Raw genomic sequence first — 25,287 nt, forward strand, 5'->3', positions numbered from 1 at the left:
ACTTGCCAGAACCTTGCTATTTGAGTATCTTAAAATGAAGGGATTTGTTTTATGATATGAAAAAAGCTTTAGTATTTATACCTTTGGTAGCAATTGTATTGATAGTCGTTAATTTTTTATATAAAAATAGCGGAATTGATGATTCGCAAGTAGTAAATGTTTATTCATCACGTAAAGAAGAATTGGTACATAGTTTATTTGATGAATTTACAAAAAATACGGGTATCAAGGTACGTTATATCATCGACGACTATTCTCAGTTACTTTCACGCATGGAAAATGGTGGTGAAGCTGATTTATTTTTAACCGCAGATGTGGTGAATTTGATTTTAGCAAAAAAAAGAGGGCTTTTGTCTCAAGTGGATTCAGAAGTTCTAAAAAATGCCATATCTGCTAAATTTAGAGATAGTGAAGATTATTGGTTTGGCCTTACAAAAAGAGCCAGAATATTGGTTTACAATAAAGAATCAGTAGATCCTAAAGAATTAAGTACCTACGAAGATTTAGCAAATGAAAAATGGAAAGGGAAAATATTAGTGCGTTCTTCCACAAGTCCATATAACCGATCATTGATTGCTTTTATGATTGCAAAAAATGGATTTGAAAATACCAAGGAATGGGTTAGTGGAATTGTGAACAACATGGCAAGAAAGCCAAGTGGTGGTGATACAGATCAAATCTATGCTGTAGCCGCTGGTGAAGGGGATGTTGCAATAGTAAACAGCTACTACTTTGCAAGAATTCTTTCGTCAAAAAATAAGAAAAGTGTTACAGATAAACTAGGAGCTTTCTTTCCTAATGATGGTGTAATGGTGAATCTTAGTGGCGCAGCAGTAACAAAAAACGCAAAAAACAGAGAAAATGCTATAGCTTTATTGGAGTTTTTTGTAAGTAAACAGGCTCAAGAATTATATGCTGAAAAAAATCAAGAATATCCCATTGTTGAAAGTATTGAAACTTCTGATGTATTAAAATCTTGGGGAAGTTATCCACAAAGTGATCTACCTATAAGTGAGCTTGAGAAGCACCTCTTTGAGGCTATTATGATAGCAGACGAGTGTAAGTGGAAATAATAGTCTTTCTTCTATTCTATTTTATAACTGTAGAGTTGAAAAATAATAATTAAGAAAGTAGAATAAGCTCAAAAAGGGAGCTATGAACAAAAAAAGGAATTTGCTGAACATCTCAGATCTCACGGTTAGTGATGTAGAAAATATAACTAAGTTAGCCAACCAATATTTTGAAACAGAAACTAGCCATATTCTAAAAAACAAGATAGTAATAAACTTATTTTTTGAAGATTCAACACGCACACTTGCATCTTTTGAAATAGCGGCAAAAAGCCTTGGAGCAAATGTTGTAACTTTGCCAATAAAATCTTCTTCTGTTAACAAAGGAGAAGATCTAAAAGATATGATAAAAACATTAAATGCAATGAATCCTGACTATATGATAATCAGGCATAAAAGTAGTGGTATCATTAATACACTGGTAAAGCATGCTAACTGCTCGCTAATTAACGCGGGTGATGGAAGCAGTGAACATCCAACTCAAGCTCTTGCAGATTATCTTGTAATTATCAATTATAAAAAGCAAATAAAAAACCTCAAAATTGTGATATGTGGAGATATTTTGCACAGTAGAGTTGCAAGATCAAATATAAGATTGCTAAAAATGTTTGGAGCAAAAATAAGCTTGGTTGCACCACCAACTTTGATTTGTAAGCATTTTCCTGAAGTAGATTCAACTCATTACTCATTAACTGAAGGTATAAAGGATGCTGATGTAATTATGCTTTTGAGATTGCAAAAAGAGCGCATGAATAATAGTTCTTCGGAAAAAGAATATTTTTATTTGTATGGACTTGATGCACAAAAACTATCGCACGCAAAACCCGATGCAATTGTTATGCACCCAGGACCAATAAATAGAGGTATCGAAATTAGCAATGATATAGCAGATTGTGTTATTTTACAGCAAGTAAAGTTTGGATTAGCAACGCGTAAGGCAGTACTGCACTATTTAATTAATGTTTAACTTTAATTAATTTTAAGGAATTTTAGACATAATGATCCTCCTATGAAAAACGATTTAGAAAAATATAACACACCTCATGACAGAAATTAAGTATGCACTGAAGTAGACTGTGCTATATTTTCTTATTGAGAAATTAATTGAAAAGTCTGCAGACTTGAATAAGGTGAATTTCGAGCTCTAAAATACCCTCATTTTCACTGAGAATAATCAAATTACAAAATGTGTCAAGTAATTTTTTGCATTTATTTGCAAAAAATTACTATAAACACAAAGCCAGCGTGTGACATACAGTTATTGTCTGCCATACGTTAATTTCTACTAATAGATAGCAATAGATAATCTAGAAAACCCCACAATCAGCTTTACAGTGATCATCAGCTGAGAATTGCATATACTCTGCGTAGCAGGAATGATTTTCTTCTAAACAGTACTCAGGGTTATAATAAACATCTACTAGACTACCTACTGGGCAAGTACTAGGTAATTCACCTTCGTTTTCGTCTTCTTCCATCTCAGTAAAAAAACTAAATCTTTCATCACCGTCACATGCTTTGGCATTATAAACTACGAACTGCTTATTTCCACTTTCCTCACATGAAATCAGTTTAGCACACTTTGTAAGCATAAATTACTCCTAAAATACAAATTATGCTGTTTTATACATGAGAATTATGAAAAAAGTTATACCTATAGTGCATACCAAAGGAAGCATTCTTATTTGAGCTGTATTTATGTACTAAAAATTTTCCTATTCTTCGCAGATATCCTTTTTGTATAGTATAACTAAGGCACTTTTTACTGTAGATTAATCATTTGATTATAGTATCATTTTAATTAAGCCTATATTTGCAATGTTTATGAAATATAAAGTATTCTTCATACTATTAATCGTTATATCTAACCTGCTTGCTGCAGAGCAGCCTGAAGAAAATAAAAATGAAAGCAGCATAAATCAAGAAGACAAATCGAAAAGCAATACTGATGCTGAAAGCGCTGATAAAGAGGATAAAATTCCTTCGCTTATGAGCGAACTAAAGGAAAGCACAGACCAAGACTCAATAAATGTAGTCGAAGTACCTTCAAGTAATAAAAATATACAAACAAACCTACAACCTGACCAGGAGACTAATATAAAAGATACTGAGCTTTCAACAGGTCAATTATTAGAGGAAGAACAGCCTGAAGAGAAAAGAGTAACTAAGGACAGCAGCAAAGAAAGTCAGACAATACCTGTCAATAAAGAAGATGAAGAAAGCGAAAAATGGACAAAGCTAAACAAAGAAATAACAAAAAAATGGGATCATAAAAGTAAGTCAATATATAAACGACAATACGATAGCCTTAATGAACATCTTCCTACAACTATATTTACTGATGATTACAGTAAGCAATTTTTTTATTGCATTAAGAAGGGTAACTTAACTTGTTTAAGAGGAGTAATAAATAAGTTAGAAAAAATTGGGTTAACAATTCAAGAAATACTAAGATTTAAAAATAAACTGGGTGATACTCCTCTAATTTATGCAGTGAAGCAAGGTCAAATAGACACAGTTCGTTTTCTCTTATTACAAAGTGCTGACCCTAGAGCGGTTAATAATAGTTTTAAGTCCCCTATCGACATAGCAATCGAGAAAAAGCAGATCGATATAATAAACGCAATTGCCGAAATGATGCCATATCTTTTGGAGGATAAAGAAATAAACAATGAAGAAAACTCAGATATGTATAACTTTGCTATAAAAACAAAAGAAAATACCTGCAATGCAAAAGATAATTAGACTTTTGATATTAATTTTAGCTGGTCATTTATGCTATGGAAATGAAATAGATGATGAAAAAAATCCAATCAATGATTTTTTAAGCGCTCTGCACGATATAAAATACGTATCTTACAATACAAAAGATTTTGCTAAGTTTTTAGTACAGTGCAGCAAAGCAGGGGTTCCACAAGATTTTAAGAAAGGTTTTGGCCCTAATTTAAATGGGGCTAATTTTAGTCAATTATATTTAAATAAATCTATTTTTGACGGAGTGAGTTTGATTGGTGCCGATTTTTCTAACACCGATTTATCAGATGTGTCTTTTATCGATGTTGATTTACGTGGTGCTAATTTTTCCAATGCTAATTTATATGGCGTTAAAATAAAAGGCACAAATTTGAGTTTTTCAAAATTTGCTTCTGCAAATTTAACAGATATCATATTCGATCAGTCTAATATCAGTTATGCTGATTTTATTAGTTCTAACCTCAACAAAGTAAGTATGCGTAATATAATTGGTTTGCATACTAAATTTTTGAATGTAAAAATGAATTTCTCCGATTTATCAAACTCAAATGCTAGCTACATAAATTTTAGTGATAGTGAAATAAACGATACTGTTATGCAGAGGAATAATTTCGACAATGCAAGTTTCTTTGGAGTGGATGCACACAAGCTCAAGATACAATTTTCTTCACTAAAAAATGCTAACATATATGGTGCAGAAATAAAAAAATCGGATTTTGCAGGTAGCAATCTTTCGAACGCCTATTTTAATTCTTCCATTATAGTGGATAGTAATTTCGAAAAAGCCAATTTAAGCAATTCACAAATTTCCTATGTGAAAGGGGATAATTCAAACTTCGTTAAATCTATACTAAATGGTTCCAAGATAAAACATGCATATGTTTCTGAAGCAGATCTTCAGGATGCTGATTTATCTAATATTGATTTTAGTTTTAGTGAATTGTATAAAGTTAATGCCTATGATGCTAACATTTGTCACGGAAAGTTTCATAATACTAAAGTTGTGAATTCTGACATGAATGGTTCGTTCTTTGACCATTCATTGTTTACCTCTGCAAAAATAGAAGATTCAGATCTTTCTACAACCTCAATGTATAAGACGAAAATTCAAGACTCTCAAATTTACAATAGTACGCTTTCCCACCATAATATTGATTTCAGTGAGATAGAAAATTCAATATTCTTCAAATTATTAGCTGATAACTCAAAGTGGTCTAATTTAAAAGTAACTAATTCAAACTTCATTGAAAGTGATTTTAGATCTTCTGTGTTTTATGATAATGCCTTTAGGAAAGCTAGTTTTTTTCTTAGCAATTTGAGTAATTCAACAATGAGTGATATGTCTTTTCACTCTTCAAGCATATATAAAAGTTCAATTGCTGATATTCATTTAACAGATTGCAAATTTGATAATTCAATTGTGATTGACAATCAGGGACAGACAAAAATTACAAGTCTAGAGAATGCTATAACTTCAATTGAGGATCTGCAAGAGAAAATATCACAGGGTGAAAGATTTGATGTAAATTATTCTTACTTTGAGTTCAAGGATATGAATTTAGAAAATGCTGATTTTTCTAATTCAATATTAAGTAGGACAAAGTTTGTAAACGTTAATTTGAATAAGGCAAATCTTGAAAAAGCCGATTTACGTTATACTATCTTTGATAATTCCTCTCTTATTGGCACCAATTTATCAAATTCTAATTTAGAGGGCTCTAGCCTTTTAAACTTTGATTCAAAAAATACAAAGTCTTAAAAAACTCTATAATGTACTTGTTAAACTATGTAGAAACAAAAATGACCGTAAAAAATGAGGGCATACTACTGATTCTATCCTCCCCTTCTGGAGCTGGAAAAACTACTATATCAGAAAAATTACTTGAGCAATCAACTAATTTAGTTATGTCTGTTTCTATGACTACACGCAAGCCTCGCTCCGGCGAAATAAATGGAAAAGACTATTTTTTCGTTACCGAAGAAAAATTTCACGAGTTATGCAAAGCTGGCCAAATGCTTGAATACGCCAAAGTTTTTGAGAATTTTTATGGTATACCAAGAGATTTTATAGAGCAAAACTTAAGCAGTGGAATAAGCGTTTTACTAAGCATAGACTGGCAAGGAGCATTTCACTTATTCAAGCTCATGAGGAAAAAAGTTGTAAGTGTTTTTATACTTCCCCCTTCAATGGAAGAGCTGAGGTTACGCCTGCAAAGGCGTAATAGTGATGATGCAAGTGAAATAGAGCGCAGATTAGCCGAAGCTCAAAAAGAGATAAGCAAACGTGGTAAATATGATTATGTAATAATCAATAATGATATTAATAAAAGTGTAGAAGAGATAAGCTCCATACTAAATAAAGAAAGACTTAAAAAACTAAAAGAAAAACCAAGTCTGGAAGACTGATAAAAACATCAATTTGGATATTTGCAGCTATAGTTTCTTATCCTATTTTAGCCAATAGCACGTTTCACAGTTTAGCTATATTTATTATTTTTTAAGATTAAATGGTTAAAATAGTAGCAACTGTTCAAGTGAGGTTCAACTATGACGGCAAATTTTCTCACAGAAATTAATTTTCTGCCTTTCCACCTATATTTCGATCACATCTAGCTCAATTTAAAAGTCCAATTCAATAGGTTGTTAGTTGAAGCGCTAACGCCAAATAGCTTTAATATTGAGGTTTTAATATGAGTATAGATCTAAGTGTATTAGTTACTAATGCAAACAAACTAGATAAATATATAAACAAAAATAAAAAACAAGATAAAAAAGACAAGCAATTGTATGATACTATAGAGAGAAAGGTAAAAAAAGCACAACATAAGCGTGAAAGACCGAGAAGTCGAGATAGAACGCTCAAGAAGTGCAAAAGATTATTTGAGGAAGGTGCTAGTCCTGAAGTATTAATAAAATTAAAAGAATCATTTAGAGAACGGGAAAAATATTATAAGTACTATACGAAATGCTTCCTTCCAGTGCTAGATAAAGTAATAAAACAATCAAAAAAAATATCAAATGAAACAAAAGAACAAGTAATTTCTGAAGTCACTAAAAGTCATTCTAATAAAAATCGCAAGGACAGTGAGTCAGAAAGTGGCTACGGTAGCGATTTTGAAGATGAAGTAAATGAAATAACGGACAATGATGCTCAATTACTAAAAGCAATCAAAAATGGAAATAACAGAAAATTTAGAAAATATCTAAAAAATTGCATAAATGTCAGTGGCATAAAAGATGAAAAAGGAAATAATATTTTACACCTTATTGTATCGCTCGAAAAGAAACAAAAATACAAATTTCTAAGCACCCTAAAAAAAACGATCCCCGAGGAAGATCTAGCACAACTTGTTGATAGTAAAAAACAGAACGCTCTTCAAGTTGCACTAATTAACAAGATAACCAAAGAAGAACATAAGTCTAATACAATTCGAAGTAGTGATAATACACTTAAGTTTCTTATGAAATTTCCAGAGCATGTGGCCAAGATAAGCTTGTCTACAGACACTTTAAAAAAATTATCTAAAAAGCAAAATGAATACCATCTTAAGTTTTTAAAGAAATTGGCTGAGCTAAAGCCAGAAGCAAAAACAGAAGTTGAAGAAGTTATAGCCCATGCCATAAATACTCCAGATAGTAATGATAATTATCAATTACATTTAGCAATTAAAAATAAAGATGAGAAATCTTTTAAGGAATTATTGAAAGAAGGAGCAGATATTAGCCTTAAAGATACAAATGGTAACAATGTTCTACACCTGATAGTTACAAAATTGGATAAGGGACAAAAGCTTAAATTTTTAAATATAATATTAAATATAAGTAAGAAGAAAGAAAAAGGGCAACTTAAAACACAACTCACAGAAGCTATAAATGCTGAAAATACAGCAAAACAAACACCTCTACATCAGTTACTTCAATATATAAGAAAAAAAAGTGAAAGCCAGTCGCTTACGGATAAGGAGTTTAAAGGAACTACTAGGTATCAAGTCCTAAAATTATTTTTACAAAATGGTGCAGATATTACTGCTCAAGATAAAGAGGGTAATAATATTCTACATCACATTGCTTTACTAAAAGGAGAACAAAAGATTACATGTTTGGAGTTGATTTCAGATAAAGATGATGCTGTAAATACTACTAACAGGGAAGGATTAACACCTATTCATTATTTGTTTCAGCATATAAAAGAAAAAAATGAGGATCGATCATATACAGATAGAAAATTTGAAAAAACAAATAGATATAAAGCCTTAGAGTTATTTTTACAAAATGGTACAGATATTACTGCTCAAGATAAAGAGGGTAATAATATTCTGCATCACATTGCTTTACTAAAAGGAGAGCAAAAGATTTCATGCTTGAATTTAATATTAGATTTAGTGAAAAAAGGAGTAATATCCAAAGACAAGTTAGGTGAAGCTGTAAACGCCACTAACGAAAAAAAACGAACACCACTACAAGTAGCGTTAATTACTAAGACGACAAAAGATAAACATAATTTGATCAATCCTAAGAGCCGTGATAACACGATCAAGTTCTGTGTAAAATTATTGCAAAATGGTGTTGACCCAAAGCAAATACTACCCAAAAGATTATGGAGCAAAGAGTATTATAAAATTATAAAAGGAATAGAGAAATCAATAGGTAGAAAGCTTATTCCAGATAATATGAGAACTGAACTGAAGTGCAATTTTGGCAAGAAGTTAAAAGCACGCGATATTGTAAAGTATGTCAATAATGGTGTTTGTAAAGTAGTGACAACGCTTGTGTTTACTGCTTTAGCCTGTACAGTAATATTCAGCGCTTCTCAAGGAAGTATTACAATTGCAGCTGCCTCATCTATTATAGCAGTTATTGGAGTTTGTTATCTCATTTACTTGAATTTAGAAAATATTTATGAAGGATTTGGAAAAATTAAAGGAAAGCTTACTGAAGAAAAGCAACTTACACTTCAAGATAACGCACCAAAAAATGATACACAATGCAATCACTCTGTTAAAGATATAGAAAATAAGTCCAACGATTTAGAAGAGCAAGAGGTGCAAAAATCATCAAATCAATCAGAACATACTGAAAGTCCTCCAGACACTAAAATGAGTGCCATATCAATAATGAACTCATTAAAAAATTGTGATAGGGATAGTGTAACTAATAAACCCTCTTCTCTGGAGCGATGAAATCAATCTCATCGCTCAGAGTTTTTTCAGCAACTTTTTTATAGTCAATTTCTACACTGATTTGGTTTTTCTCTTCTTTAAGCCATGCTATAGTATGCCTCATCCAATTTTTGTCATCGCGCTCGGGAAAATCTTCGCGAGCATGAGCACCTCTGCTTTCCTCGCGATTAGCTGCGCATTCCATAGTAATAACCGCTTGTGGAATCATATTTGCAAGCTCCAGCGCTTCAACCAAATCACTATTCCATATCATACTGCGATCCTCAAGTGAAATATCAGACATCATTTTTGCTACCTTTTTTATAGCTTTTTTGCCTTCTTCTAAAACTTCAGCAACACGGAATACTGATGCATATTTTTGCATAGTGTGCTGCATTTCACTGCGTATTTTTGCTACTTTGAGCCCTCCAGAAGCAAATCGCATTTTATTAAATCTATCTACTATCCAGTCTGTGCAGTCTGAATGCAATTTTTTATGCGGTGTATCAGGTTTCAATTTTTCTCTTGCTCTGAGCGCTGCAGCCCTACCAAAAACCACAAGATCAAGAAGCGAGTTAGAACCAAGTCGATTTGCACCATGTACAGAAACACATGCCGCTTCTCCAATTGCAAACAGTCCATTCACTACTTCTTCTTTACCTTTCTTCAGTGTAATCACTTCTCCATGATAGTTGGTTGGAATACCACCCATATTGTAGTGAACAGTTGGAACAACAGGTATCGGATCTTTAGTAACATCAACTCCTGCAAAGGTTTTTGCTGTTTCACTAATGCCTGGCAATCTGAGTTTGATCACTTCTGGATCAAGATGCGATATATTCAAGTGCATGTAATCCTTCTTCGGTCCAACTCCCCTTCCCTCTCTAATTTCAATTGTTATTGCGCGACTTACCACATCACGAGAAGCCAAATCTTTTGCCTTTGGTGCATAACGTTCCATAAACCTTTCACCCTGAGAATTAATGAGGTATCCACCTTCACCGCGGCATCCTTCTGTCATCAAGCACCCTGAACCATATATTCCTGTTGGATGAAATTGCACAAATTCCATATCTTCAAGTGGCAATCCAGCTCTCACTACCATGCCATTACCATCACCTGTGCAGGTGTGTGCACTTGTTGCAGAAAAATAAACACGTCCATAACCACCTGTCGCTATTACCACCGAATGTGCACGAAATCTATGTAATGTGCCATCACACAGCGACCAGGCAAGAACTCCGCAGCATGCTCCTGTTTCACTATCCATAATTAAATCAATCACAAAGTATTCAACAAAAAACTCAGCGTTGAATTTGAGACATTGCTGATATAGAGTATGAAGAATCGCATGCCCAGTCTTGTCTGCTGCTGCACAAGTACGCTGAGCTGATTTTCCTTTACCAAAGCGAGTTGTCATTCCACCAAAAGCACGCTGGTATATTTTGCCATCCTCCGTACGAGAAAAAGGTACGCCAAAACTTTCAAGTTCGATAACAGCTTTGGCAGCATTTTTACACATATACTCTATTGCATCTTGATCGCCAAGCCAGTCTGAACCTTTTATTGTGTCATACGCATGCCAGCGCCAATCATCTTCAGCAATATTGCTCAAAGCTGCACTAATTCCGCCTTGTGCTGCAACTGTATGACTTCGTGTAGGGAAAATCTTAGAAATGCAGGCAACCGAAAAACTAGTTGCAGCCATTCCAAGTGTTGCTCTAAGCCCTGCTCCACCTGCACCTACTATCACCACATCATACTCATGCTCTATGATTTCATACGCTAACTTATCCATATTCACTTATTTTATCATCACAGGCTTATAATATCACAGAAGTAGGAAAAATCTATAGAAGTTTTCTAAATGTAAGCTTCTGGAACAAATCTATAGTAAATGATGTCATAACAACCATAGAGCGTCATTCCAGTGCGTGACAATGAGAAATAAGTGTAGCTACTTGCATGACATTGATGACTTATGCCTATTCAACTAGATCTAAAATTAGACAGGAAAAGGTAATCTTGATAAAACTCATTGACAACAAGTTCTCTCGCATTTGAGCTTTCCGTTTGCACCTTTTTGTACCCTAATTTATGGCCTATTGAATCTTTATATGCACTAACTGTTTTATATATCTTACTTACCTCTCCTGGAAAGATACCACCAACAATTATAACGCATAATCCTGCAACCACTGCAAAAGTTAGAGTTAAACTTTGTCTCCAGCTAGCTTTTTTTTCTTGTGCGTTAGCAGAGCACAATTCGCTTGACATTTCTTTTAGATACTCATGCCACATGTGATTGCAGTTCGTACATTTCACCTTCCTTCCAGAAAAACCTATTTGCTCACGAGATACTAAGTAGGTTTTAGTACAATTATGACATTGTATTTTCATAGTGCTTACGTATAAAATAATATAAATTTGATATCAATATGTATATAATAAATGAAAAATTTGCAACTAAAAAATTACAAGATGAGATAGAAAATATTTGGAAAGATAAAGATAAACTTAACGATTGTAATCTAAAAAAAGCAGCAAGAGTAATAATCAAAAAGGTAATTGAGTTACTTGATAGTGGTAAAATTAGAGTAGCAGAAAAGTCATCAAGTGGAAAATGGATAGTACATAAGTGGATAAAGCAGGCAATATTATTACACTTTCTCACTGAAAAAAGCAAAATAATAGACAACACCAATTGCTGGTTTGACAAGATCGGTAGCAAGTTTAGTGAATGGAATGAGGAGAAATTTTACCAGTCAAAAATTAGAGCAGTACCTGGGTGTTTTGTCCGCCAATCTGCTTATATAGGTAAAAATGTTGTTCTAATGCCAAGCTTTATCAACGTTGGTGCATACATTGATTCTGGTACAATGATAGACACTTGGTCAACAATTGGTAGTTGTGCACAAATAGGAAAAAATTGCCATATTTCCGGTGGAGTGGGAATAGGTGGAGTTCTTGAGCCTGTTCAAGCTTCTCCAGTTATTATAGAGGATAATTGCTTCATTGGAGCGCGCAGTGAGGTAGCAGAAGGTGTGATAATAAGAGAAGGATCAGTCCTTGGCATGGGGGTGTTTATTGGAGCATCAACAAAGATCATTGATAGAGAAACAAACAAGATATTTTATGGTGAAGTGCCACCTTATTCCGTCATTGTACCAGGATCTACTCCATCTAAAAATAATATCTCAACCTATTGCGCAATTATAGTAAAAAAAGTGGACAAGAAGACGAGATCAAAAACCTCCATAAATGAAATATTGAGAATCTCACTACTTGCCGTCATTTTTTTTATCATTATTACTAACTACAGTAATGGCATATACACATAACTCTGAAAAAGAGACTCCATTTTCTTGAGATAACTTATATAATTTTTGCAGACTTTCTTTGACTTTATTAGGTATGTTTCCTCCACGCTCCTTTGCAAGCCAGGAATCTTGATGGTGAATTGGATGAGTATCATCCTTTGGATTTCCTATGTATATTGCAAAAGGCGAACTTTGCCCTTTGAAATCACACTGCACAGTAAACTTTTTTATAGACTCAGCCATTTAAAGACCTCTACTTTTCTTTTTGACCGATCTCATCGCAGGTAAAAGAGGTGGTTTTTTGATAAAATCTTGCCCATTGAAAACACCTTCTTTGCCTTCTAAAGCTCGATGAACATCAGCTCTGCTCAATTGTGACTCTTTTGCTACCCTCATTTCATGCTTTACCATAATATTAGCACATGCTAGCACTTTTTTTACTAATTCTAGATCACCATTTAACATTCGAACTAGCACTTGAAATATTTCTGCTAAAGTTAGTCCATCAGCATTTATAACCTTGTTTTCTATAAAATTGACAGCTTTTTCAAATTTGTATTCAATACTATCATCTTGAGGTATAAGGGCAACATAACCGGTGTTTTTGTCGTCCATAACTGAAGCACTATTACTCACAAACTTAAGTTTATACTATATATATAAATACTCTACTATTTTATATTATGGCACGCTATAGTTAAACATTTATTAATAACATGCTCACTTATATACACGAATTAATTGATAAAAGCCGAGGATCAATATCCATCAGTGATTTTATGAACGCTGCTCTATATCATAAAGAGTACGGCTATTACATGAATAAATTACCACTTGGCAAAGATGGTGATTTCATTACTGCATCTGAAATTAGTCAACTGTTTGGTGAAATAATTGCAGTTTGGACAATGCATACATGGGAAAAACTAGGAAAGCCATCAAAATTTTCTCTAGTTGAGCTTGGACCAGGTAAAGGAACACTCATTCACGATGTAATAAGAGTCACTAAAAAATATAGCTGTTTTTTTAGCTCAATGGACATTCACCTAGTTGAAATAAGTCCTATTTTACAGAAAACACAAAAGGAAAAATTAAAGGGATTAGATATTAACTGGCACACAGATGTCAACAACTTACCAAACCAGCCAACTATTTTTTTTGCAAATGAGTTATTTGACGCCCTTCCAATTGACCAGTTCGTTTATCGTGATGGACAGTGGTATGAAAACAGAGTGACAAAGCAGGATAATGGCAGTCTTTCGTTGTTACTTCAGTGCTCAATGCCAATTACTGGAATAGGAAAACTTTTCAATGGTGCAGTGGTAGAAATATGTCCAGCTGGAATTGCAATATTAAAGAAACTTGAGAATAAGATAGTCAATAATGGAGGAGCTGCCCTGATTATAGATTATGGTTATGTATATCCTGAATACAAGAGCACTCTACAATCGATAAGACAGCATAAGTATACTAATTTTCTTGAAAATGTCGGTAATAGTGACATCACTGCACTTGTGAACTTTCAATCATTAAAAGATTCATTAAGTCACGTAAATTGTGAGATTTTGACTCAAAGAGAATTTTTACACCTTTTTGGTATAAAAGAAAGAACACAAACTTTGATGAAAAATGCAAGTGATGAACAAAAAAATAAGATCTTCAGTGAATTTCTAAGGTTAACTGAAAATATGGGTACTCTCTTTAAGGCAATGCTGATTCACCATTTGTAACCTTGTGTGGTTCTTATGTTAAACGTTTTGACTATTGACCTTACCCAGAAAAAGTAGAGAGGAAGTAAAGAAGTTTTTGCTATGAAAATAAAAAGTTCAGGAATGCAATGTAGAATGTCTACGCTGTTTATTATAAAAAATTTCTATATATTCAAATATTGCGGTGTTGTGCAGAGTATTGTGAAGTATCAATGAGTATGAGTGAACTAAAAAAGCTCTCTGAAACAGCATTATCATAACAACAACCTTTGTCTAGAAATAATACTTTTTGTACTCAGTAAAAATTGATAATTTTTAGAGGTGTATTGTGATCCTTGATCGCTATAAGCAGATTTGCGCAATAGCCATATCTATGCCTATCAACTAAATCTATTATTGCCAACCATCCTTGATTGGTTTTTATGTACGTAAACCCATATCTTGTTTAGTTGATCAGTGGTGAAATTCTGATTCAATATGTTATTTGTAGTTTTAAACCTTCATCTAAGCTTAGCTTGAATGCCATTTTTCTGCATAACATTGTTTTGATTTTACCTAAAGCCTTTAATTCAGTTTAGGAGCTCCGTACCTGCATTGTGATGCTTTTCTTTGTATGAGCTCTTCTCTTATTGTTTTTTTCTGAGTAATCCATCTATACAAGCAGATACGTTCAAAAACCTTCATAATTCCCGTGTTTTATAGCAGTTTTCATGTTCTTTTATAAAAACTCTTTTTGGTTTGCAAAATATCCCAGGGCTTTTTTTAAAATGTCTCTTTCTCTCGTTGCCAGCTCTTTCTTTAAATCAAACTTTTCTTTGTCACAAGTTCCTTTTCCTGGGTTCCAGACATTGTATGTTTTTACCCACCTGCTTAGCCGCTAATACCCAAATCTCTTCCTATTTTTGCTGATGATTGACCTGTTTCTTTTTCCAGTCTTCATTTTTGCATTCTGCTGTATGTTCTCTTCTTTTTGTCATATCACACCTCTTTGAAAAAACTTCTTAACTTCCTCTCTACTTTTTCTGGGTAAGGTTAGTTTGTCACCAAAGATACCACTTATTACACACTTTGGTACTGTATCACTAAAATGGAATAAATGGGTCGGTGTAAATGATAACGTTATACCAACATGGAATAAGCGTAGTGAAGTAATACAAAGACTACTAGCGCAAACTTGTGAATTATGTAAATCACAAGAGCAAATTGAGGTACGTAAACTTACTGATCTGCGAAGTAAAAATAATACTAAACTACCTGAATGGAAGAAAAGAATGATTGAATGACAGAGGAAAACTCTTGTTGTTTGTCATGAATGCCATAAGAAAATCCAATATGGTAAATGTGATGGTGATTCCTTAAAATGTAAAGATTATCGGAGAGCCACGTGATACGGATGCGTGGTTCGGAGAGGGGTTGTTGGAAAAGTGCTTAGTAGTAACTCGCTGGCTACCTACTCTACGCAAGCACGGTTCTTGTGGGGGAGTCATAAAAATAAAACTCAAACAAGGTGGATAGGACTATGACTTCTACCAAACAAAAAACAAAAAAAAGCAAATTATAGGTAATGAATCCTAACTCAGCGGGAATAGACATCATAAGTGTTGAAAGTATAACAAGTGGTATCATATAGCTAACTTAAAAGAGGTTTCCCCAAAGGGATAATAAAGGCATAGTAAGGCTTTAAGGTAATATAAATGATTGTATATTAAATCAAAGCCGCAAGGCTATAATGAGCAAGCTGTCAATTGGATTGATTGATAGAAATCGTAGGCATCTCAGTACACTCCTAGCTTTAAAAAATGGAGTACGAACGGTAGAAAAACAATCCTGTACAGCATTTACATTATTATTTGATTATATTTATAGGTACAAAAATGGCTATTTTTGATGTTTCAAAAGAAACACTTGATATCTCAATCGATAATAAACATCAGCGTATAGAAAATGTAGAAAGAGCTATATCTGAGTTTATAAAGTCAAAAATAGTTAACGTACTTATTAGGTTATGTGTAAACAGGTGGTTATGAAAAATTTGTCATAAAGTTGTTGCGGGAACATAACATAGCTGTTCACAGAGCTCACCCAAATCGGGTTTGCAAAGGTCTGCAACCACTTTGCAAAAACAGATAAATTAGATGCAAAATTACTAGAAAAATATGCTGAATTTATCACAAAAAATGACGAGGTAATAGAATACATAGTTTCACAAAAGCAAGAAGAACTAAAAGAGCAGTTGAGCGCAATCTAAACGATATGCAAATAAGTGCCGTTTTCAACAGGAAAAGCCAGAAAATATATAGAAAGACAGATAGAATTTGCAAAAGAGCAAGTTAGGAAAGATATAGAAGAACTCTGATCCTAATTTGAAGGAAAAAAGCAAACTGCTAACTAGCTATAAAGGTGTTGACCGCAAGTATCCTACTCATAGAGGTACCTGAACTTGGTAGGTTAGATAATAAGGAAATAGCTTGTTTAGTTGCCAAAAACCAACGAAATCGGAAGGAAAATAAGCAAAGCTCAAATCATAGGTGGCAGATTTTATGCTCGAAAAGCATTATACATGTCTGCTGTGGTTGCAATGCATCATAATAAAAAAATGAAAGTATTTTACCAGCGTTTAGTTGACTCTGGCAAAGCCGCTAAAGTTGCTGTAATGAGAAAAATCATCATTTGTTTAAATGCTATGATAAAAAATAATAATTTTTATCTTGATGTTTAAGACGGTAGATGCCAGTGTCACACACTGGCATCCTACAGATAATGTTTGTACGATTGTGTGTCTAGACACTGGGATGACACCTTCCTGCTAGACAATGTTCATACAGATGTGCGTCACGCGCTGATTAGATTTTTGCTTCGTGTAAAATAGTTTTGAAAGAGGTCTGCTACGTTTTCTTTACGCTACCTATAACTTCCACAAGCAATGCAAACATAAATGAAGAATACAAATATGCTTTTGGTAGTTCTATGTGAAGCCCTTCAAGTGTTAGATATACACCGACGAGTAAAATAAATAGAATGGCAATTACTTTTAAGCTTGGGTTTGATTTTATTAACTGAGCGGTATAACTTGATGAAAATAGCATTGCTAATATGGAAAATGTAAATGCTATAGCAATAATTATCATATTGTGAGTTAATGCTATGGCAGTTAATATTGAATCAACCGAAAAAACTAAATCTATTAATATAATTTGTAGCACAACTAAAAAAAATTGTGATTTAACGTTCGCCTTTGTTTTGTTCTCCTTATGTACAAAAATGTCGCTCCATAACTCCATAGAGCTTTTAACAATAAGGAATAACCCTCCTGCAATCATAAGTAAATCCTTTACTGAGATATCCAGTGATACGGCGTGAAATATAGGTTTTTGCATTGATAATATATATGATGTAAAAAATAGTATTACAAAACGCATCAATAGCGCTAGGCTAAAACCTATAAGGCGCGCTCTTTCTCTCAGCAGATTTGGCACCTTATCTATTGCTAGAGAAATAAAGATTAAATTGTCTATACCAAGTATAGTTTCAAGTAGCGTAAGTATCAATAAAGTCCAAGTATCGGCTAGCATTTTCATTCCAAAGTCAGCCTTTGTACTTTACAATAGATGTGTAAAAATTAAGTAACTTCGCTCAGGTAATTAGAAATCAACCTTGCCCAGAAAAAGGGAAAAGGGCATTTTTATAATAAAAGTGTTTTTTTAAGAAGAGTAATAAGATTGAAAATCTAACTCTTTTTACGAAAATTTTAAGCAGATTCTAAGATAATTGTACCATGAAAGTATATGCTTGCTATGTAGACTAATATTTTTTTTAATTTAAGATAGATACACAGTTAAGAGGAACCTATGGCAAAAGAATCATTAGCAAAAACTGATATAGTGAAAGTTGAAGATAAGAAAACAGTAAAAGGCTTTTTTAAAATATTAGGTGAAGTAGCAGATGCTGTAAGGTCATGGGTTGGCAATATTAGCCCTGATTTAAGTAGTAGTCGCGATATCGATAGTTTAGTCTTGAAGATGAACGAATGCTTAAACCCAAAGGGAGGAGAAGTCTCAGCACGTAAGAACACTGTATCTCTTGGTAATCTTTACTTGAGTTTATCAGAGAAAGGTAAAATAAAATTTTTACAAACCCTGGCAGAAAAATTTAGTCTACATAAAGAAGAAATAGATGAGAAAATAAAAGAATACAAAGAAAATCAAAATCCCGAGTTAAACTATAAATTTGAACAGGATTTAATAAAAACTCTTGAATCATCACGTTCTAAAATATTAAAGCAATTTATTTCTTTACCAGAAGGCCTCAAGTTTATTGTTGATATGCGTTCTGATGTGCTTAAGCTAAAGAACCAATATAGAAGTTTGGATCCACTAGAGAACGAATTAAAAAATATACTCTATACTTGGGTTGATGTTGATCTACTTGATCTTCGTCAAATCACCTGGGATTCACCTGCATCATTGCTAGAAAAACTTATAAAATATGAAGCTGTGCATGAAATTTCTTCTTGGGGTGACTTAAAAAATAGGCTGGATTCTGATCATCTCTGTTTTGCTTTTTTTCATTACAAGATACCAAACGAACCTCTAATTTTTGTAGAGGTTGCATTGGTGAATAAGATTGCAGATAGCATTCAACACCTTTTAGATGAATCAGTACCTTCAAGCGATCCAAGTAGTGCAAGCACTGCTATATTCTATTCAATATCAAATACTCAAGCAGGGTTATCTGGAATTAGTCTTGGTAATTTCTTAATCAAAAGGGTTGTAGAAAAGCTATCGCAGGAATTTAAAAGCATAAGAGCGTACGCAACTCTTTCTCCAATACCTGGCTTTACGAAATGGCTGAAAAATCAAGATGTAGCTTTATTAGGTAAGCTTAATATAAAACAATCAGGTGAAGAAATTTTAGAAAGCATAAAAACTAACGTTGAATGCGAAAAACAGTGTCTACTGAAACTTTGTGCACACTATTTGCTAAAGGTTAAAAGCAGTAGTGGCGGTGCTTATGATCCGGTGGCACACTTTCATTTAAGCAATGGTGCATCAATCAAACAACTCAACTGGATGGCAGATACTTCTGAAAAAGGCATTAGTCAGTCAGTCGGGATGATGGTGAATTATCTGTATGAATTGCCTAAAATAAATAACAATCATGAGAATTATATGATTAATAAAGCGATCTCTTGCTCAAAGCAGGTTTCTTCTCTATTGAAGGGATAATTTATAATAATGCTTAAAAGTATATGAGAATGTTCAAAAAAAGCATAGGCGTCAAGTTAAGGAAAAGTGGAATAAGAAAGATATCAACTATGTTTAAAAATTTTTTATTTGTGTAATTTTGCAACTTCATATGGGCAATAAAACCCCATTTTGTCGTATAAGAATAGAATTTTATATCAAACAGCTACTACCTTGCTTAAGCCAATGAATATGTGCGTTTAGTGTGTGTGTGGACGCACATATTCATTAACTAATTTTAATTATTGCCATGTAAATTTCTAAACATGCAAATTAATTGCTTCTTTAAGTCTGGCATTGGCGATGACTATAATTTTACGCATAAGTGCAGTGAGTGCTACCATCTTTCTTTTACCACTATCAATAAGCTTACAATAAAAAGCAGCAAGTTCTGACTTGGAGTTTCTAGCAGCCATAGCAGCTGTGAAAAGCTTTGAACGAACGTTACTTCTTCCACCTATAATCCTTCGGTAACCAATAGCTTTACCACTTTCCTTAGGATGAGGTGCAACACCTGCAAGGCTTGCAACTTGCCTTTTGTTTAAGGAACCAAGTTCCGGTATAAGGCACAATAAACATTGAGAGGTTTTTCTACCTATTCCAGGAACTGTTTCAAGAATCTTCTGGTATCGGTTCAGTTCAGGGTTTTCATTGACTATTTTTTGTATAGCTTGATCAAGCTTTTCTACCTGATTATTGAGGAATTCAATAGTTTGTTGACAACTTTCCTTAATGTAATCATTTCCAGGAGTTTTAAGCCTATTTTTTTCTTGAACAAGCATTTTTGTAATATCATCACGACGCTGACAAAGTGTAAATAAGGTGGTTTGTTCTTTTGAGATAGGTGTAAATAGCTGCAGACGTCCACAACGCTCAACACCATATTGGGCAAGCGCTTTTGCATCCAGATTGTCAGTCTTTGCCAAAGTTCCATGAGATAGAATGAAGTTTTTAACTTGACGAGTATTAGCACGATGCACAGCAATGTTTCTGTCAATAAGAAAATACAATAAGCCAAGCTCATAGCCTCCTGTAGCTTCTAAAATTATCATGGAATTGGGTAAGATATTTGAAAATTTTTGGTAAAATTGTTTCCAGCCAGAACAACTATTGTCAAACTTGATAACACTTTTTTGTTCATTCACTGCAATGACAAATTCAAGTTTTCCGATATCAATGCCAATAAAATTTTGATAAGATATAACCATAAAGAACCTCGAGAGTTTAAGTTAAAATTTAAGATTGTAAACAGGTGCATATGTATGTCCCAAACAACTATTCAAACGTCTCGAAGGATAGGCTTGAGTACCTTGATATCTACGTATGTGTAATACTACCGTCTTACGGTCGCTCAAGCCTTTGATAACTATATTTTTTTATAGAGCTACCTTCCTTCTTGCTTCTTTTATATCATATTTCCAACTTACAACCGTCTTGCTAGTCAACAAAAAAATTACTCAAGCTGTATCATAAAATCAAAAAATACTTCTGATTGTGTAACAGTACACAGATTACAGTTAGTGAATATGTTGAATGGATTGGAAGCATTTTTTGATTTTAAACTACAGTCAACATCCTAGTTCTGTAATTCTTGATATGATTTGGATCAAAAGCACTTTTGGATGTCAGGATACCGAAAATGATATGGAGTAGCTTACGCTCCCACAATTGCCATATTATGCTTACCCTTCTTCTTTAGTCTTTGGCAAAAACTCACAATGATAGGATTGTGATTCTTGGCTACTATGGCAGGAAAGAAAAGGGCCTTACGTAATGTTTGTAACCTGATTTACTTAATCTTGGTTTAGAATGTACAGATGAACCTGATGTTATATTTTTCGGTATAACTCCTGTATATGCTGCCAATTGCCTGGCATCTCTAAAAGCTTTTATGTCAGGGATTTCAGCTAAAATAGCTATTGCTGATTCCTCTCCTATTCCTGGAATAGTCAATAGAAGCTGAAAATTTTCCAACAATTCTTTGTGCTGCTTTAATAGTTTGCGTATGGAGTTTTTTATTATTTCTATTTTTTTAACTATATTCGTTGCAAGATCCTCCCAAGCATTTGCAACTTCTTTAGGCAGTCTCTCTTTTTTTTCTAGGTGGTTATTTACTAATTCTTTTAACGCAACTGAGCAACGATAAAGATGTTTTAATTTTTTCATTTCAGAAGAAGGTGGTGTCCAACGAGTTGGTTCCTGTCTTTGGCAATAATCAGCAATAATTTCTGCATCAGTCTGATCATTCTTTTGTCTTACGAGCTTACTCCTTGTATAAGATTTAATACAATAAGGATTTACAACACTAACAAAATGTCCAGCATTGTGCAGAAATTCAGCCAAAGCTTCGCTATAACAACCACATGCATGCCTTTACTTCTTCCACATTATGCTTTTGTAGAAAACTCAGCAGACCTTGAAACCCAAGATCATCGTTCTTAAAGCTCCTTTTCCTAGTTTCACGCTTTTCTTTTTTACTTATGAATGAAAGAAAAACATCAAAGCGATCTTTTGATACATCAATTCCAAGAAAGTTGTTGATCATATATAACCCCATACGTTACCATTTAAAACGAAAAGTAAGCCTTCTAAGAAACTCCCTCAACCAGTTCATCTTTTTGAACTAAGATGTAGCCAAATTCCTGTGCTTTTTTGATCAAGTTTTTTTTAACTCTCTCTTTGTAACGTGTTTCATAATAGTTCATTCCTTTTTCAACATATTCTTACCCATACTTTAGCATACTATAAAAAATGCATGCTAGTTTTCTTGCGGTAGCCGTGATTGCTTTTGGTGCACCTAGTCGTCTCTTTATTCTTCTACAGTACGCACCTATTCCGCTGTTGCTTCTTGATACACAGTGAGCAGCTATTCGAAATGCATTTGCAGCACGATTAATGACTTTACGCGTTCTTGTGCTAAACACTTTTTCTCCTGTAATTTTATTGGCAGGGCTAACCACGATGAAAAGTGTTTTTCTGTCCGCCATCTATTAGGGTTTATGCCAGTTTCTGAAATTATTGTTTGTATGGTTACTACATCAAGTCCTGGAACTTTTCCCTACCTGTAATTCTATGCAGTTCTTCGTGTATAGCAAAATTTGGCCTATGTTTTGTAGACTTACGCTTTATTTTATTACATAGCTTGTTCCCACCTGACTTTGTCTCAAATGTTTTATAATATCCTTCAATACTTCTATCACATTCTGCTATTTTTTCCTGATAAATATTGTATAGCTCAAACTCTTGTTTTAGTGTAAACAGGTGTTCCTCTCTATAGTTAATGCTTTTGCAATGGTAGATTTATCATTTTTTATTCGTCCATCTCTTAATTCAGCTAATTTTTCTGGATTTCTTTCACCCTCAAGTATTGCTTTAATAATTTGCATGCCAGTAACTCCTGTTATATCGCTTATCACCTTATGCAATTGAATGCTCATTTGAATTAACGCTTTTTGCATACGTTGAATGTGTGCTGCTGCACTTTTTATTAGGTTATCTCGTTGTCTAGCGTAGCTGCGTAATACACAAATTTGATTATCTGGTCTAAATGCAGTCCATAGCTATGCAGTTGTTGTAACCACTGGCAATCATCAGATTTTCTTCCAGGCACATTCTTAACATATTTTGCGTTTACTAATTTTACTTCAAATCCATATGATTCAAGTACTTGAAACAAGGGGATCCAATACACTCCTGTTGATTCCATGGCTATTGTAGTAACTTTGCACCTCTTTAACCACTTTGCTAAGTTATAAAGATCTTCTGTGAAGCAGCAGAATTTTTGTATATTCTGTTTATCTCTTCCTTCTGGTACACATACATAATGCACAGATATCTATTCCTGCCGCATCAGACCTCTAATTTACTTTTTGTTTTTGCCATTTCTAACCTCCATCATATAATAATTGAAAAGCACTTCAGCTTGGAACGGTTGAATTATACGCTCTTCTAATCGAGGTAGTCTCAAAGACTCCATCAGTGATTTTCCTTCCAAAACCATGCTAACCTACGAGCACTAAGGCACCATTGCCTACTCGGCTATAACTGCAGAAGCGCTTCTCCGTAAAATTATATTCAAAAAAGTAGAAAATAGGAGTTTCTTTCTGGTTTGACAGGTTTTGTATCTGTCCGATGCTAACCTTGTGGATACAGAATTAGAGCCATTTAGGTCTTTCTACGATACCGTCCAGCCTATACTTTTGAGGAGGGAACTCTTATCTTTCTTATAGATTTTATATCTAAGAGGAGAAACAGAGTTCTTCCCTCCTCCACCTAATGCTTAAGCTTAAAACATTAGATGCTTTTTACAAGATACAAGAGGTAATCGAGTGGTTCATTATTCGTAAAAGCTATAATTTGGGGTAAGGTCAGTACAAGTGATTTATCGAAGGAGAGCTCAGTACATGTATAATTTAATCGATCATACCGTGTTGTTGGAAATACTGAGTGAAAATTTCTAAGATGAGCGTTTTATTCAACTAATTAATCGATTGCTAAAAACAGGTTATATGGACAATTCAAAGTATAATACGAGTCATAGTAGCATACCACAAAGTTCTATTATAAGATAGAGTCTTATCATTTTGAAAGTGTAATCGCTAACAATAAATTAACAGGTCAGTCCTAACTTTAATTTGTTTTAAGTTTAAAGTCTTTCATTAGGTTTGCAGAATACATTTCCTTATTATCTTGATTATAGAAAGTAAATTTGTGATCATCTAAACTTAATATTGCAAAGCCAAAGCCGAAAAAGTTTCTAACCTCGTGTGCTAAGTAATTTCTACCGTTTGGATAGTCAAATTCTACATTTTGATAAACAGGTTCTTGATCTTGAGCGTGTAATAATGCACCACCGTTTCCAGCTATAATCTGGTCTGGCACATTATCCATTAATAAAATCTGGGCTATATGAATGTGACCAGAAATTATGGTAGTAACATTGCTTGGAAATTTATCTCCAAAAGCTTCAATTTGTGTAAGATTACCATGGCTTTTTAATGCCAAAAATTCTTTTTTTGGAGATCTCCAAAGCGGTTTATGAGTTAAAAACCACGTGGGCTTATCTTGTATCAATTTATCAAATTGTCTCTCAAAAGCATCAATTGTGCTTCGGGTTGTAAAAATGTCTTCACCGGATGAAGAATCAAAAATAAAAAATGTAATCGGTCCAGCATCTAAAGACCAACTAGAAACAAGATCTTCACATTTTTTAGGGGAAAAAGGGTATGAATCTAAGTATCTGAACCATCCTTCATAAGCTCTATTACAACTCTCATGATTTCCACGAACAAAAAGAAAAGGAGATTGTGTTGAAATATCTTTTGCAGGCTCAAACCAATCAGCGTACCAGACTTCTTTATTATATCCATAAATATCGCCACACTTTTTTGTATTTCTACATTTTGTTTGTCTATAATGATAATCACCAACATGGATAATTAAATCTGGTTTATGAAGGGCAATAGAATCTAAATTTTTTTTTAAAGGCCAGCTATCTACCGAATTACATTCCTGCTGAAATAACATATTTATTCTACAACCTGTATCACCAATAAAAGCAATTTTATTAACCTTTTCTGGTAATATAGGAACTTGTAGATCCTCAATACTAATGTTTTTGACACTTGTTTGTACTGTCAGCTCACAGACTGTTTCGTTGTGATTACCATTGTTAATTGAGCTGCGATTCAGCATTTCTATTTCCTTGCCATCGACGTAAGCAATAGGACACATGTCATTGTCTGTAATTGCACGTATGCTTAATTTATTTTCTGGGATAACTTGAGACCATGTGTATAATATTTGTGCATGGACGAAATGAAAACTAGTTACAAGAGAGAGAGCTAAAAAAATAAAGATATTAGCTATATTCATTTGTATAAAAGCCTAAGTTAAAAATTAGTAGTAAGGTTATCTTAAATGATTAAAACTTATAATCACAAAATTCATAATCAAATTATATAGGTAATTTCTAAATTATTCTAGTATCAGATTGACACTCTAGATGAAAAATTCTAAAATGATTAAGTAAC

Annotated in this window: 20 protein-coding genes and 2 pseudogenes; 12 read left to right on the forward strand and 10 right to left on the reverse strand. The window is 33.5% G+C overall.

Features of this window, described 5'->3' with window-relative positions:
* Positions 1-56: 56 nt before the first annotated feature.
* Together ABLO99_RS08140 and ABLO99_RS08145 are read left to right on the forward strand one after the other, a co-directional pair.
* A complete protein-coding gene (locus ABLO99_RS08140; RefSeq protein WP_047759191.1) occupies positions 57-1,073 on the forward strand; it encodes a Fe(3+) ABC transporter substrate-binding protein in 1,017 nt (338 codons plus the stop codon).
* Positions 1,074-1,155: 82 nt separating this feature from the next.
* The gene (locus ABLO99_RS08145) at positions 1,156-2,037 is read left to right on the forward strand and encodes an aspartate carbamoyltransferase catalytic subunit (RefSeq protein WP_047759192.1); all 882 of its coding nucleotides are present in this window, start codon (positions 1,156-1,158) and stop codon (positions 2,035-2,037) included.
* 340 nt (positions 2,038-2,377) lie between these two features.
* Here ABLO99_RS08145 and ABLO99_RS08150 read toward each other — a convergent pair whose 3' ends face one another.
* Complete coding sequence (locus tag ABLO99_RS08150) at positions 2,378-2,662, reverse strand: hypothetical protein (RefSeq protein ID WP_047759193.1); 285 nt, start codon at positions 2,660-2,662, stop codon at positions 2,378-2,380.
* A gap of 232 nt (positions 2,663-2,894) precedes the next feature.
* Here ABLO99_RS08150 and ABLO99_RS08155 point away from each other — a divergent pair, with 232 nt between their 5' ends.
* The 4 genes from ABLO99_RS08155 to ABLO99_RS08170 all read left to right on the forward strand — a co-directional run bounded on the left by ABLO99_RS08155 (position 2,895) and on the right by ABLO99_RS08170 (position 9,004).
* Positions 2,895-3,815, forward strand: coding sequence for an ankyrin repeat domain-containing protein (locus ABLO99_RS08155; protein ID WP_349967607.1), 921 nt, complete (start codon positions 2,895-2,897; stop codon positions 3,813-3,815).
* Entirely contained in the window at positions 3,799-5,583 is a 1,785-nt protein-coding gene (locus ABLO99_RS08160; RefSeq protein WP_349967608.1) for a pentapeptide repeat-containing protein, read from the forward strand. The genes ABLO99_RS08155 and ABLO99_RS08160 overlap by 17 nt, the downstream gene beginning before the upstream one ends.
* Before the next feature lie 41 nt (positions 5,584-5,624).
* Positions 5,625-6,230 carry a guanylate kinase gene (gmk, locus tag ABLO99_RS08165; RefSeq protein ID WP_349967609.1) on the forward strand — a complete coding sequence of 202 codons (606 nt, stop codon included), beginning with the start codon at positions 5,625-5,627 and terminating at the stop codon, positions 6,228-6,230.
* Between the two features lie 284 nt (positions 6,231-6,514).
* Positions 6,515-9,004, forward strand: coding sequence for an ankyrin repeat domain-containing protein (locus tag ABLO99_RS08170; RefSeq protein ID WP_349967612.1), 2,490 nt, complete (start codon positions 6,515-6,517; stop codon positions 9,002-9,004).
* On the opposite strand, the gene sdhA is transcribed toward ABLO99_RS08170, so the two are convergent.
* Together sdhA and ABLO99_RS08180 are read right to left on the reverse strand one after the other, a co-directional pair.
* Entirely contained in the window at positions 8,976-10,781 is a 1,806-nt protein-coding gene (gene sdhA, locus ABLO99_RS08175) for a succinate dehydrogenase flavoprotein subunit (protein ID WP_349967614.1), read from the reverse strand. The genes ABLO99_RS08170 and sdhA overlap by 29 nt on opposite strands.
* Before the next feature lie 191 nt (positions 10,782-10,972).
* A complete protein-coding gene (locus ABLO99_RS08180; protein ID WP_047759199.1) occupies positions 10,973-11,383 on the reverse strand; it encodes an MJ0042-type zinc finger domain-containing protein in 411 nt (136 codons plus the stop codon).
* A 38-nt stretch (positions 11,384-11,421) separates the two neighbouring features.
* Here ABLO99_RS08180 and dapD point away from each other — a divergent pair, with 38 nt between their 5' ends.
* The gene (gene dapD / locus ABLO99_RS08185) at positions 11,422-12,324 is read left to right on the forward strand and encodes a 2,3,4,5-tetrahydropyridine-2,6-dicarboxylate N-succinyltransferase (protein ID WP_238580391.1); all 903 of its coding nucleotides are present in this window, start codon (positions 11,422-11,424) and stop codon (positions 12,322-12,324) included.
* Here the strand turns inward: dapD and ABLO99_RS08190 are convergent.
* Together ABLO99_RS08190 and ABLO99_RS08195 are read right to left on the reverse strand one after the other, a co-directional pair.
* On the reverse strand, positions 12,265-12,546 hold the full coding sequence (locus ABLO99_RS08190; RefSeq protein ID WP_349967616.1) for a DUF2610 domain-containing protein: 282 nt from the start codon (positions 12,544-12,546) through the stop codon (positions 12,265-12,267). The two genes, dapD and ABLO99_RS08190, sit on opposite strands and share 60 nt — an antisense overlap.
* A complete protein-coding gene (locus tag ABLO99_RS08195) occupies positions 12,547-12,918 on the reverse strand; it encodes a hypothetical protein (protein ID WP_410543673.1) in 372 nt (123 codons plus the stop codon). It abuts the gene before it with no gap.
* A gap of 101 nt (positions 12,919-13,019) precedes the next feature.
* Here ABLO99_RS08195 and ABLO99_RS08200 point away from each other — a divergent pair, with 101 nt between their 5' ends.
* The 4 genes from ABLO99_RS08200 (at position 13,020) to ABLO99_RS08220 (ending at position 16,731) form a co-directional block, all read left to right on the forward strand.
* Complete coding sequence (locus tag ABLO99_RS08200; protein ID WP_349967618.1) at positions 13,020-14,033, forward strand: class I SAM-dependent methyltransferase; 1,014 nt, start codon at positions 13,020-13,022, stop codon at positions 14,031-14,033.
* Positions 14,034-15,049: 1,016 nt separating this feature from the next.
* A complete protein-coding gene (locus ABLO99_RS08210) occupies positions 15,050-15,295 on the forward strand; it encodes a hypothetical protein (protein WP_349967327.1) in 246 nt (81 codons plus the stop codon).
* Between the two features lie 591 nt (positions 15,296-15,886).
* Positions 15,887-16,039: a hypothetical protein gene (locus ABLO99_RS08215; RefSeq protein WP_153295518.1), complete on the forward strand. Its 153-nt coding sequence runs from the start codon at positions 15,887-15,889 to the stop codon at positions 16,037-16,039.
* Between the two features lie 449 nt (positions 16,040-16,488).
* Positions 16,489-16,731: a transposase gene (locus ABLO99_RS08220; RefSeq protein ID WP_047759204.1), complete on the forward strand. Its 243-nt coding sequence runs from the start codon at positions 16,489-16,491 to the stop codon at positions 16,729-16,731.
* A gap of 166 nt (positions 16,732-16,897) precedes the next feature.
* On the opposite strand, the gene ABLO99_RS08225 is transcribed toward ABLO99_RS08220, so the two are convergent.
* Positions 16,898-17,584, reverse strand: a complete 687-nt coding sequence (locus ABLO99_RS08225; protein WP_047759324.1) for a TerC family protein — start codon at positions 17,582-17,584, stop codon at positions 16,898-16,900.
* Between the two features lie 276 nt (positions 17,585-17,860).
* Here ABLO99_RS08225 and ABLO99_RS08230 point away from each other — a divergent pair, with 276 nt between their 5' ends.
* Positions 17,861-19,237, forward strand: a complete 1,377-nt coding sequence (locus ABLO99_RS08230; RefSeq protein ID WP_349967621.1) for a malonyl-CoA decarboxylase — start codon at positions 17,861-17,863, stop codon at positions 19,235-19,237.
* Between the two features lie 278 nt (positions 19,238-19,515).
* Here the strand turns inward: ABLO99_RS08230 and ABLO99_RS08235 are convergent, their stop codons facing one another.
* The 4 genes and pseudogenes from ABLO99_RS08235 to ABLO99_RS08250 all read right to left on the reverse strand — a co-directional run bounded on the left by ABLO99_RS08235 (position 19,516) and on the right by ABLO99_RS08250 (position 25,129).
* Entirely contained in the window at positions 19,516-20,463 is a 948-nt protein-coding gene (locus ABLO99_RS08235; protein ID WP_349967103.1) for an IS110 family transposase, read from the reverse strand.
* 349 nt (positions 20,464-20,812) lie between these two features.
* Positions 20,813-21,800 (reverse strand): annotated as a pseudogene (locus tag ABLO99_RS08240) (IS110 family transposase).
* Positions 21,801-21,843: 43 nt separating this feature from the next.
* Positions 21,844-23,087: pseudogene (locus tag ABLO99_RS08245) on the reverse strand (IS110 family transposase); the annotation flags it as partial.
* A gap of 797 nt (positions 23,088-23,884) precedes the next feature.
* Entirely contained in the window at positions 23,885-25,129 is a 1,245-nt protein-coding gene (locus ABLO99_RS08250) for a metallophosphoesterase family protein (RefSeq protein ID WP_349967623.1), read from the reverse strand.
* Between the last annotated feature and the right edge of the window lie 158 nt (positions 25,130-25,287).

It is taken from the genome of Wolbachia endosymbiont of Armadillidium arcangelii, assembly GCF_040207875.1.
Taxonomy (GTDB): domain Bacteria; phylum Pseudomonadota; class Alphaproteobacteria; order Rickettsiales; family Anaplasmataceae; genus Wolbachia.

Excerpts from the sequence above, each read along its gene's own strand:
- ABLO99_RS08140 (WP_047759191.1), top strand. The coding sequence starts at position 57 with ATGAAAAAAGCTTTAGTATTTATACCTTTGGTAGCAATTGTATTGATA.
- ABLO99_RS08145 (WP_047759192.1), top strand. The coding sequence starts at position 1,156 with ATGAACAAAAAAAGGAATTTGCTGAACATCTCAGATCTCACGGTTAGT.
- ABLO99_RS08150 (WP_047759193.1), bottom strand. The coding sequence starts at position 2,662 with ATGCTTACAAAGTGTGCTAAACTGATTTCATGTGAGGAAAGTGGAAAT.
- ABLO99_RS08155 (WP_349967607.1), top strand. The coding sequence starts at position 2,895 with ATGAAATATAAAGTATTCTTCATACTATTAATCGTTATATCTAACCTG.
- ABLO99_RS08160 (WP_349967608.1), top strand. The coding sequence starts at position 3,799 with ATGCAAAAGATAATTAGACTTTTGATATTAATTTTAGCTGGTCATTTA.
- gmk (WP_349967609.1), top strand. The coding sequence starts at position 5,625 with ATGACCGTAAAAAATGAGGGCATACTACTGATTCTATCCTCCCCTTCT.
- ABLO99_RS08170 (WP_349967612.1), top strand. The coding sequence starts at position 6,515 with ATGAGTATAGATCTAAGTGTATTAGTTACTAATGCAAACAAACTAGAT.
- sdhA (WP_349967614.1), bottom strand. The coding sequence starts at position 10,781 with ATGGATAAGTTAGCGTATGAAATCATAGAGCATGAGTATGATGTGGTG.
- ABLO99_RS08180 (WP_047759199.1), bottom strand. The coding sequence starts at position 11,383 with ATGAAAATACAATGTCATAATTGTACTAAAACCTACTTAGTATCTCGT.
- dapD (WP_238580391.1), top strand. The coding sequence starts at position 11,422 with ATGTATATAATAAATGAAAAATTTGCAACTAAAAAATTACAAGATGAG.
- ABLO99_RS08190 (WP_349967616.1), bottom strand. The coding sequence starts at position 12,546 with ATGGCTGAGTCTATAAAAAAGTTTACTGTGCAGTGTGATTTCAAAGGG.
- ABLO99_RS08195 (WP_410543673.1), bottom strand. The coding sequence starts at position 12,918 with ATGGACGACAAAAACACCGGTTATGTTGCCCTTATACCTCAAGATGAT.
- ABLO99_RS08200 (WP_349967618.1), top strand. The coding sequence starts at position 13,020 with ATGCTCACTTATATACACGAATTAATTGATAAAAGCCGAGGATCAATA.
- ABLO99_RS08215 (WP_153295518.1), top strand. The coding sequence starts at position 15,887 with ATGGCTATTTTTGATGTTTCAAAAGAAACACTTGATATCTCAATCGAT.
- ABLO99_RS08225 (WP_047759324.1), bottom strand. The coding sequence starts at position 17,584 with ATGCTAGCCGATACTTGGACTTTATTGATACTTACGCTACTTGAAACT.
- ABLO99_RS08230 (WP_349967621.1), top strand. The coding sequence starts at position 17,861 with ATGGCAAAAGAATCATTAGCAAAAACTGATATAGTGAAAGTTGAAGAT.
- ABLO99_RS08235 (WP_349967103.1), bottom strand. The coding sequence starts at position 20,463 with ATGGTTATATCTTATCAAAATTTTATTGGCATTGATATCGGAAAACTT.
- ABLO99_RS08250 (WP_349967623.1), bottom strand. The coding sequence starts at position 25,129 with ATGAATATAGCTAATATCTTTATTTTTTTAGCTCTCTCTCTTGTAACT.